The organism is Pseudokineococcus sp. 5B2Z-1 (assembly GCF_037482305.1).
Classification (GTDB): Bacteria; Actinomycetota; Actinomycetes; order Actinomycetales; family Quadrisphaeraceae; genus Pseudokineococcus.
Window position 1 is genome coordinate 509,860 of sequence record NZ_JBBHZG010000002.1, and the last position, 9,279, is coordinate 519,138.

The following is a 9,279-nucleotide window of genomic DNA, read 5'->3' on the forward strand; positions in this document are numbered from 1 at the left end:
GGTGCGCGGCCGTCGTCGTCCCAGGGGGCCGCGCCGTCGCCGCGCACCTGGGGGCGATGTGTGGCCATGTCGCCCTTCGCCGGGCTCCGGGACGGCGATGTGTGGCCACGTCGCCCTCGTCGCGCGACGGAGAGGGCGACGTGGGGCCATGTCGCCCTCGGCGTCCAAGCGGGAAGACGCCGGCGGTCGCCGTCGTTGGACCGACAAATACCCCAGGGGGGTAGCGTGAGGGTTCGACGAGAGGGGACGGCATGACCGACGCGAGCGCCACCGCCGAGCCCGGCGCCGACCCCGAGGGGGCTCCGACGTCGCCCGGCTACCTGCAGCGCAAGGACGACTACCTCAGGCGCCTGCGCCGCATCGAGGGCCAGGCCCGCGGCCTGCAGCGCATGGTCGACGAGGAGACGTACTGCATCGACATCCTCACGCAGGTCTCTGCCATGACGCGGGCACTGCAGAACGTGGCCCTCGGCCTCGTCGAGGAGCACCTCGCCCACTGCGTCGCCGACGCCGTTTCGACGGGCGGGCCGGAGGCCGACGCCAAGGTCCGCGAGGCCTCCGAGGCCATCGCCCGGCTCGTCCGCAGCTGACCCCGCCGCCCCCCGTCCGCACCACCCCACCCAGGAGGACACCGTGCGCACCGCCACCTACACCGTCACCGGCATGACCTGCGAGCACTGCGTCCGCTCCGTCACCGAGGAGGTCGGGGAGGTCCCCGGCGTCTCGGGCGTCGACGTCGACCTCGGCTCCGGGCGCCTCGTCGTCACCGCGGGCGACGACGTCACCGACGGGATGATCGGCGACGCCGTCACCGAGGCCGGCTACGCCCTGGCGCCCGCCGCGCCGTGACGGGGCCGACGGCGCCCGCCCCCGACGGGCAGGGGAGCGGCGCCCCCGCCGACCGGCCGGCCCGCGCCCTCGGGGCCTACGGCCTGCTGCTCGTCGGCGTCCTCGCCGCGGGGCTCGGGCTCGGCGCCGCCGTCGGACCGCTCGAGCCCCTCGGCGCCCAGCCCTCCGAGGCGCAGCCCGTGGGCACGCAGCCCCCCGCGCACGACGCCCCGCACCGCTGACCACCTCCCGGAGGTCCCCGTGAGCTCGACCACCGACGACCGACCCGGCGCGGCCCCGGCCGGGCCGGGCGTGACGAGCGTCGACCTCGTCGTCGGCGGCATGACCTGCGCCTCCTGCGCGAACCGGGTGGAGCGGAAGCTCGGCAAGCTCGAGGGCGTCACCGCGACGGTCAACTACGCCACCGAGCGCGCCCGCGTCACGGCGCCCGCCGGCACCGACCTGGCGGTGCTCGTCGCCGCCGTCGAGTCGGCCGGGTACACCGCGCGCGAGCACGTGCCCGAGCGGCAGCAGGTCGTCGTCGACGAGGACGACCCGCTGCGGTCCCTGCGCCGCCGCGTCGTCGGCGCCGTCGCGCTGGCGGTCCCCGTCGTCGTGCTCGCCATGGTGCCCGCGGCCCAGTTCCCGGCCTGGCAGTGGGTCTCCCTGGCGCTCGCCCTGCCCGCCGTCCTGTGGGCCGGCTGGCCGTTCCACCGGGCGGCCTGGGTGAACCTGCGCCACGGCGCCGCGACGATGGACACGCTCGTCTCGGTCGGCACCCTGGCCGCGCTCGCCTGGTCCCTCTACGCCCTCGTGCTCGGCGACGCCGGTGAGATCGGCATACGCCACGGCTTCACCTGGCTGGCGGGCGAGGCCGACGGCAGCGGGTCGGTCTACCTCGAGGCCGCCGCCGGCGTGACGGCGTTCGTGCTCGTCGGGCGCTACCTCGAGGGGCGCAGCAAGCGTCGCGCCGGCGCGGCCCTGCGCGAGCTGCTCGCCAGCGGCGCGAAGGACGTCGCGGTGCGCCGCGACGGCCCCGGCGGCACGACCGAGGTCCGCGTCCCCGTCGAGGAGCTCGCCGTCGGCGACGTCTTCGTCGTCCGGCCGGGGGAGAAGGTGGCCGCCGACGGCGTCGTCCTCGACGGCACCTCGGCGGTCGACGTCTCGGCCCTCACCGGCGAGCCCGTCCCGGCCGAGGTCGGGCCGGGGGACGCCGTCGCGGGCGGGGGCGTCAACGCCGCGGGGCGGCTCGTCGTGCGCGCCGAGCGCGTCGGCGCCGACACCCAGCTCGCGCAGACCGCGGCCCTCGTCGAGCGCGCCCAGGAGGGCAAGGCGCAGGTGCAGCGCCTGGCCGACCGGGTCTCCGCCGTCTTCGTGCCCGTCGTCATCGCGCTGGCCGTCGCGACGCTCGGCTTCTGGCTCGGTGCGGGGGCCGGCTGGGCGCCCGCGCTGACGGCGGCCGTCGCCGTCCTCATCATCGCCTGCCCCTGCGCGCTGGGGCTGGCGACGCCGACCGCGCTCATGGTCGGCACCGGCCGGGGCGCTCGCATGGGCGTCGTCGTCCGCGGCCCGGAGGTGCTCGAGCAGACCCGCCGGGCCGACGTCGTCGTCCTCGACAAGACGGGGACGGTGACGACGGGGCGGATGTCCCTCGTCGACGTCGTGCCGGGCGCGGACGAGGACCGCGACGACGTCCTGCGCGCGGCGGGCGCCCTCGAGGCCGCCTCGGAGCACCCGATCGCCCGGGCGATCACCGCCGCCGCCGCGGAGGGGCACGCGCTGCCGGACGTCACGGGCTTCGCCTCGCGCGACGGGCTCGGCGTCGAGGGGTCGGTCGAGGGGCGGGCCGTCGTCGTCGGACGCCCGCGGCTGCTCGCCGAGCGCGGGCTCGCGCTGCCCGCCGACCTCGCCGCGGCGCAGGGGCGCGCGGAGGCGACCGGCCGCACCGTCGTCGCGGTCGGCTGGGACGGCGCGGCGCGCGGGCTGCTCGTCGTCGCCGACGCCGTGAAGCCGACGTCGGCCGACGCCGTCCGCCAGCTGCGGGACCTCGGGCTGCGGCCCGTCCTCGTCACGGGCGACCACGAGGCCGCGGCGCGGGCCGTCGCCGCCGAGGTCGGGGTCGAGGAGGTCGTCGCGGGCGTCCTGCCGGCCGGCAAGGTCGAGGTCGTGCAGCGGCTCCAGGCCGAGGGGCACGTCGTCGCCGTCGTCGGGGACGGCGTCAACGACGCCGCGGCGCTCGCGCAGGCCGACCTGGGCATCGCCCTCGGCACGGGCACCGACGTCGCCGTCGAGGCCTCGGACCTCACGCTCGTCCGCGGCGACCTGCGCTCGGCCGCCGACGCCGTCCGCCTCTCGCGGGCGACCCTGCGGACCATCCGCGGCAACCTCGCGTGGGCCTTCGCCTACAACGTCGCCGCGATCCCGCTGGCCATGGCCGGGCTGCTGACGCCGATGGTCGCCGGCGCCGCCATGGCCCTGTCCTCGCTCTTCGTCGTGACGAACAGCCTGCGCCTGCGCCGCTTCCGCTCGACGTCGGGCGCCGTCGCCTGACCCGCGCCGCCGCCCTCCCCGGGCGTGCCCCGCCTTCCCGCACCTCCTGCCCGCACTTCGTCGACACATCGCCACCCAGGAGCCCCCGCGACGGCGATGTGTCGACGAAGTGCGGCCAGGGGGTGCCTCGGGGCGGCGATGTGTCGACGAAGTGCGCTGGGGGCTGCCTCGGGACGGCGATCTGTCGACGAAGTGCGGTGCAGGTGGGGGAGGGGCGCCTGGGGACGACGGCGTGGACGAGCGGGGGACGACGGGCGCTCGGCGGGGGACGAGCGGTGGACCGCCTGTGGACGACACGCGACACGCCGACACGAGATGTTGGGGTCCTTGCGCGGGGTGGCCCGAGATGTAGTGTCAGCGGCGCTGGAGGTCCGGCCCTCCTCGCCCTCGCGGCGGGGGTGGCCGGGGCAAGAGGGAACCCGGTGCGACTCCGGGACTGCCCCGCAGCGGTGAGCGGGAACGACCGCCGTCACCGGTGCCCGACGCGAGTCGGACGCCGGTCCAGGCACTGGGCGCGAGCCCGGGAAGCCGACGGCCAGTAGGACGGTGCGCGAGCACCGGGGCCCGCGAGTCCGAAGACCTGCCTCCGGTGCGCGCGCCGGCCGGTGCGCGCCGTCCGGGGCCTCGCGGGTGGGCTCGTGGCGACGTCGTGCGCACCCCCCGTGCGCCCTCCGTCGGCACCCCTCCTCCCGCGAGCACCGGGCACCACGCTCGCGAGGAGAGAGCACCGATGACCCAGACCACCGAGCGGCCGGCCGCCGCACCGGGCGCACCCTCGGGCACCGCCCCGGCGGGCCCGAGCGCCCGCATCGCCGTCCTCAAGCGCGACGGCGGCGTCGCCGCCTTCGAGCCGGCCAAGATCTCCGCCGCCATGCGCGCCGCCTTCCTCGCCGTCGAGGGCCAGGGCGCGGGCGGCAGCAGCCGCGTCCGCGAGCTCGTCGACGTCCTCACCGGCCAGGTCGTCGCCGCCCTCGAGCGCCGCTACGGGGCCGGCCGCTCCGTCGACGTCGAGGAGATCCAGGACCAGGTGGAGCTCGCGCTCATGCGCTCGGGCGAGCACCGCATCGCCCGCTCCTACGTCCTCTACCGCGAGGAGCACGCCCGCCTGCGCGCGGCCGCGGCGTCCCTGCCCGAGCCCGACGACGCCAGCCGCGGCGCCGAGCTGCCGCAGATGCCGGGCGGGGCCCGCATCCCCGACCTGCGCGTGACCGGCCCCGACGGCGGCCGGACCCCGCTCGACGTCGACCGGCTGCGCCTCGTCATCGGTGAGGCCTGCGCCGACCTCGACCCGGCCGTCGACGCCTCCGCCGTCCTCGCCGAGACCGTCCGCAGCCTCTACGACGGCATCACCGCCGCCGAGCTCGCCCAGGCGCCCGTCCTCGCGGCGCGCTCGATGGTCGAGACCGAGCCCGACTACAGCCGGGTCAGCGCCCGCCTGCTCCTCGACGTCCTGCGCACCGAGGTGCTCACCCTGCTGGCCGGCGAGCCGCAGCAGGCCAGCCAGGCGCAGATGGCCGAGCGGTACCCCGCGTACTTCGCCGACTACGTGCGCCACGGCGTCGCCGACGAGCGCCTCGACCCGCGCCTGCTCGACTTCGACCTCGAGCGGCTCGGCGCGGCCATCCGCCCCGAGCGCGACCTCGACTTCACCTACCTCGGCCTGCAGACGCTCTACGACCGGTACTTCCTCCACACGAGGGGCGTGCGGTTCGAGATGCCGCAGGCCTTCTTCCTGCGCGTGGCCATGGGCCTCGCCCTCGAGGAGGACGACCGCGAGGCGCGGGCCGTCCAGTTCTACGAGGCGTTGTCGAGCTTCGACCTCATGACGTCGACGCCGACGCTCTTCAACGCCGGCACGGTGCGCCCGCAGCTGTCCTCGTGCTTCCTCACGACCGTCGACGACGACCTCGACGCCATCTACTCGGGCATCCGCGACAACGCGCTGCTCGCGAAGTTCTCCGGCGGCCTCGGCAACGACTGGACTCCCGTGCGCGGCACGGGCGCCTACATCAAGGGCACGAACGGCGAGAGCTCCGGCATCGTGCCGTTCCTCAAGGTCGCCAATGACACGGCGATCGCCGTCAACCAGGGCGGCAAGCGCAAGGGCGCCGTCTGCGCCTACCTCGAGACGTGGCACATCGACGTCGAGCAGTTCCTCGACCTGCGCAAGAACACCGGCGACGACCGCCGCCGCACCCACGACATGAACACCGCCAACTGGGTGCCGGACCTCTTCCTCCAGCGGGTCGAGGCCGACGGCGACTGGACGCTCTTCTCGCCCGACGAGGTGCCCGACCTCCACGACCTCTACGGCACGGCGTTCAAGGACCGCTACGAGCACTACGAGGCCGAGGCCGCCGCGGGGCGCATCGCCGTCGCCCGCACCGTGCGCGCCAAGGACCTGTGGCGCCGGATGCTCACGATGCTCTTCGAGACCGGGCACCCGTGGATCACCTTCAAGGACGCGTGCAACCTGCGCTCGCCGCAGCAGCACGCCGGCGTCGTGCACTCCTCGAACCTCTGCACGGAGATCACGCTCAACACGAGCCGCGACGAGGTCGCCGTCTGCAACCTCGCCTCGGTGAACCTCGCCCAGCACGTCGGCCCGGACGGGCTCGACGAGGAGAAGCTGCGCGCCACCGTGCGCACCGCGGTGCGGATGCTCGACGACGTCATCGACATCAACCTCTACACGATCCCGCAGGCGGAGAACTCGAACCGCCGGCACCGCCCGGTGGGCCTCGGGCTCATGGGCTTCCAGGACGCGCTCTTCGCTCTCGGCCTGCCGTACGCCAGCGAGGCGGCGGTCGAGTTCGCCGGCACGAGCATGGAGGCCATCAGCCACGCCGCGATCAGCGCCTCGGCGGACCTCGCCGAGGAGCGCGGCGCGTACGCGTCCTTCCCCGGATCGCTGTGGAGCCAGGGCGTCATGCCGCACGACTCCGTGGCCCTGGTCGCGCAGGCCCGCGGCGGCGACCTCGACCAGCCCGTCGTCGAGCGCCAGGACTGGGCGTCACTGCGGGAGCGGGTGCAGCGCACCGGCGTCCGCAACTCCAACATCATGGCGATCGCGCCGACGGCGACCATCAGCAACATCGTCGGCGTCAGCCAGTCCATCGAGCCGCAGTACCGCAACCTCTACGTCAAGGCGAACATGAGCGGCGACTTCACGGTCGTCTCGACCTCGCTCGTGCGCGCCCTGAAGGAGCGCGGGCTGTGGGACGACGTCATGGTGAGCGACCTCAAGTACTACGACGGCAGCCTCGGCGCCGTCGACCGGGTGCCCGCCGACCTCAAGGCCCTCTACGCCACCGCCTTCGAGGTGGACCCGCACTGGCTCGTGCGGGCCGGCTCGCGCCGCCAGGTGTGGATCGACCAGGCGCAGTCGCTCAACCTCTACGTCCTCGAGCCCAACGGGCGCACGCTCGACGAGCTCTACCGGGCCGCGTGGCGCCAGGGGCTCAAGACGACGTACTACCTGCGCAGCTCGAGCCGCACCCACGTCGAGAAGTCGACGCTCAAGGGCACCGACGGCCGCCTCAACGCGGTCGCCGTCGCCCCCGCGGCCGCCCCTGCGGCGGCCGTCCCCGCGGCCCCGACGCCGCCCGTCACCGCCGCCCCGACAGCGCCTGCGGCTTCTCTGCCCGTGAACAGCGACATCCCCACCCGTGCGCCGCAGCCCGCGGCGTGCTCCATCGACGACCCCGAGTGCGAGGCCTGCCAGTGACTCTCGACTGGGACGACGCTCCCGCCCCCACGACCGCGCCCGCTCCCGTGCGCCCGCAGGTGCCGGGCGCCCGCACCTCCGGCGACGTCACCGCGCGCCCGGCCGACCTGCCCGGCGTCCCGGAGCCGGCCGTCGCGCCGACGGCGGCCCCGGCCCAGGACGGCGCCGGCTCGGGCGAGACCTCGAGCACGGGCCTCGGCGGCCTCGACCGCAGCGGCGGCCGCGTCGAGGTCTCCGAGAAGCGGATGATCAACGGCCGCGCCGACGTCAACCAGCTGCTGCCGATGAAGTACACGTGGGCGTGGGACAAGTACCTCGCCGGGTGCGGCAACCACTGGATGCCCACCGAGGTGTCGATGCAGGCCGACATCGCGCTGTGGAACTCGCCCGGCGGCCTCACCGAGGACGAGCGGCTCATGCTCAAGCGCAACCTCGGCTTCTTCGCGACGGCCGAGTCCCTCGTCGCGAACAACATCGTGCTCGCGGTCTACCGCCACCTCACCAACCCGGAGTGCCGCCAGTACCTGCTGCGGCAGTCCTTCGAGGAGGCCGTGCACACGCACACCTTCCAGTACATCTGCGAGAGCCTCGGCCTGGACGAGGGCGAGCTCTTCAACATGTACCGCGAGGTGCCGTCCATCGCCGACAAGGACGCCTGGGCGCTGCAGTACACCCAGGCGCTGGAGGACCCGGACTTCCGCACGGGGACGCCGGAGGCCGACACCCAGTTCCTGCGCGACCTCGTGGCCTTCTACGTCATCTTCGAGGGCATGTGGTTCTACACCGGCTTCGCGCAGATCCTCTCGCTCGGCCGGCGGAACAAGATGGTCGGCATCGCCGAGCAGTACCAGTACATCCTGCGCGACGAGTCGATCCACCTGAACTTCGGCATCGACACGATCAACCAGATCAAGGCCGAGAACCCGCACCTGTGGAGCGATGAGTTCCAGGCCGAGGTGCGGCAGATGCTCACCGAGGCCTGCGAGCTCGAGGTCGCCTACGGCCGCTCGACGATGCCGCGCGGGCTCCTCGGTCTCAACGCCGAGCTGTGCGAGCAGTACATGCACTTCATCACCAACCGCCGCTGCGGCCAGCTGGGCCTCGCCCCCGTCTACCCCGCGGTGGACAACCCGTTCCCGTGGATGAGCGAGGTCATGGACCTGGGCAAGGAGAAGAACTTCTTCGAGACCCGGGTCATCGAGTACCAGACCGGCGGCGGGCTCTCCTGGGACTGACGTTCCGCCCGGACGCCCCGGTCGGACGCCGGAGCGGTGCGCTCAGGACGCGGTGCACCCCGTCCTGAGCGCACGGCTCGGCCGTGGCGACCCTGATGACGAGGGACTGATGACGACGACGGCCCCCGACCTCCTATGCAGGAGGTCGGGGGCCGTCGCCGTCCCGGGACACCGGGGAGAGGCGCCTCAGGCGGCGTCGAGCTGGGCGAGCACCTCGTCGAGCGTCGGCGCGGCCACCGTCCGGTTGTAGGGCAGGCGGGCGAGACCGCGCGCCATCGTGCAGGTGTCGCTGAGGGCGGCATAGGTGAGGCCCGCGCCGACACCGCCGGCGAGGAAGCGGGCGGCGGGCACCTGCAGGCTCAGCAGGACGCTGCCGAGGACGAGGGAGCCGGCGACGAGGCGCACCTGGCGCTCCATGGCCCAGCGGCTGCGGCCGGCCACGACGGTGCCGCCGGCGCGGCGGACGCCGTCCACCCCGCCGCCGAGCACCTGCAGCGTGGCCGTGGCGCCCGCGGCGACGAGCGCCTCGCGGGCCTGCTCGGCGCGCCCCCCGAGCGCGCACATGAGGACGACGTCGCCGGACAGGCGGGACGCGACCGCGCCCGGCTCCCTCAGAAGCAGGTCGAGCGGCACGTTGACGGCCCCCTCGACGTGGGCGGTCTCGTACTCGGCGGGCGTGCGCACGTCGACGAGGACGACGGGACGCGGGCGGCGCAGGCCCTCGACGAGGCGCTCCGCGTCGGTGCGGTGGCCGCTCGCGGCGTCCGGGGCGGTGCGGGCGCCGGGAACGGCGGCGGTCATGGGGGTCACAGCGGCCACGGGGTCCTCCGAGGGGTCGTCGAGCACTGGGGACGACAACGGCGTCCCGCCCCTCGACCCTTCCCGTGTCCCAGGGGATGGGACGCGGGGGGGGGGGGGGGGGGGGGGGGGGGGGGGGGG

General features: G+C 74.8%; 7 protein-coding genes and 1 riboswitch. Of the genes, 6 read left to right on the forward strand and 1 reads right to left on the reverse strand.

Annotation, left to right across the window (positions count from 1 at the left end):
* Positions 1-251 precede the first annotated feature (251 nt).
* The 6 genes from WDV85_RS06510 (at position 252) to WDV85_RS06535 (ending at position 8,340) form a co-directional block, all read left to right on the forward strand.
* Positions 252-590 (forward strand): metal-sensitive transcriptional regulator, encoded by a 339-nt coding sequence (locus WDV85_RS06510; protein ID WP_445263209.1) that lies wholly within the window; start codon positions 252-254, stop codon positions 588-590.
* A gap of 43 nt (positions 591-633) precedes the next feature.
* Positions 634-849, forward strand: coding sequence for a heavy-metal-associated domain-containing protein (locus WDV85_RS06515; RefSeq protein WP_339569862.1), 216 nt, complete (start codon positions 634-636; stop codon positions 847-849).
* Positions 846-1,070, forward strand: a complete 225-nt coding sequence (locus WDV85_RS06520; protein ID WP_339569863.1) for a hypothetical protein — start codon at positions 846-848, stop codon at positions 1,068-1,070. Before WDV85_RS06515 ends, WDV85_RS06520 begins: the two co-directional genes overlap by 4 nt.
* Before the next feature lie 19 nt (positions 1,071-1,089).
* Positions 1,090-3,378, forward strand: a complete 2,289-nt coding sequence (locus tag WDV85_RS06525; RefSeq protein WP_339569864.1) for a heavy metal translocating P-type ATPase — start codon at positions 1,090-1,092, stop codon at positions 3,376-3,378.
* Between the two features lie 350 nt (positions 3,379-3,728).
* Positions 3,729-3,980, forward strand: a riboswitch (cobalamin riboswitch).
* A gap of 128 nt (positions 3,981-4,108) precedes the next feature.
* Positions 4,109-7,105, forward strand: coding sequence for a ribonucleoside-diphosphate reductase subunit alpha (locus WDV85_RS06530; RefSeq protein WP_339569865.1), 2,997 nt, complete (start codon positions 4,109-4,111; stop codon positions 7,103-7,105).
* Complete coding sequence (locus tag WDV85_RS06535) at positions 7,102-8,340, forward strand: ribonucleotide-diphosphate reductase subunit beta (RefSeq protein WP_339569866.1); 1,239 nt, start codon at positions 7,102-7,104, stop codon at positions 8,338-8,340. The genes WDV85_RS06530 and WDV85_RS06535 overlap by 4 nt, the downstream gene beginning before the upstream one ends.
* Before the next feature lie 186 nt (positions 8,341-8,526).
* On the opposite strand, the gene WDV85_RS06540 is transcribed toward WDV85_RS06535, so the two are convergent.
* Positions 8,527-9,159, reverse strand: coding sequence for a rhodanese-like domain-containing protein (locus WDV85_RS06540; RefSeq protein ID WP_339569867.1), 633 nt, complete (start codon positions 9,157-9,159; stop codon positions 8,527-8,529).
* Positions 9,160-9,279 lie beyond the last annotated feature (120 nt).

Bases quoted from the DNA above. Each gene is read 5' to 3' on its own strand.
- WDV85_RS06510 (WP_445263209.1), top strand. From the start codon at position 252: ATGACCGACGCGAGCGCCACCGCCGAGCCCGGCGCCGACCCCGAGGGG.
- WDV85_RS06530 (WP_339569865.1), top strand. From the start codon at position 4,109: ATGACCCAGACCACCGAGCGGCCGGCCGCCGCACCGGGCGCACCCTCG.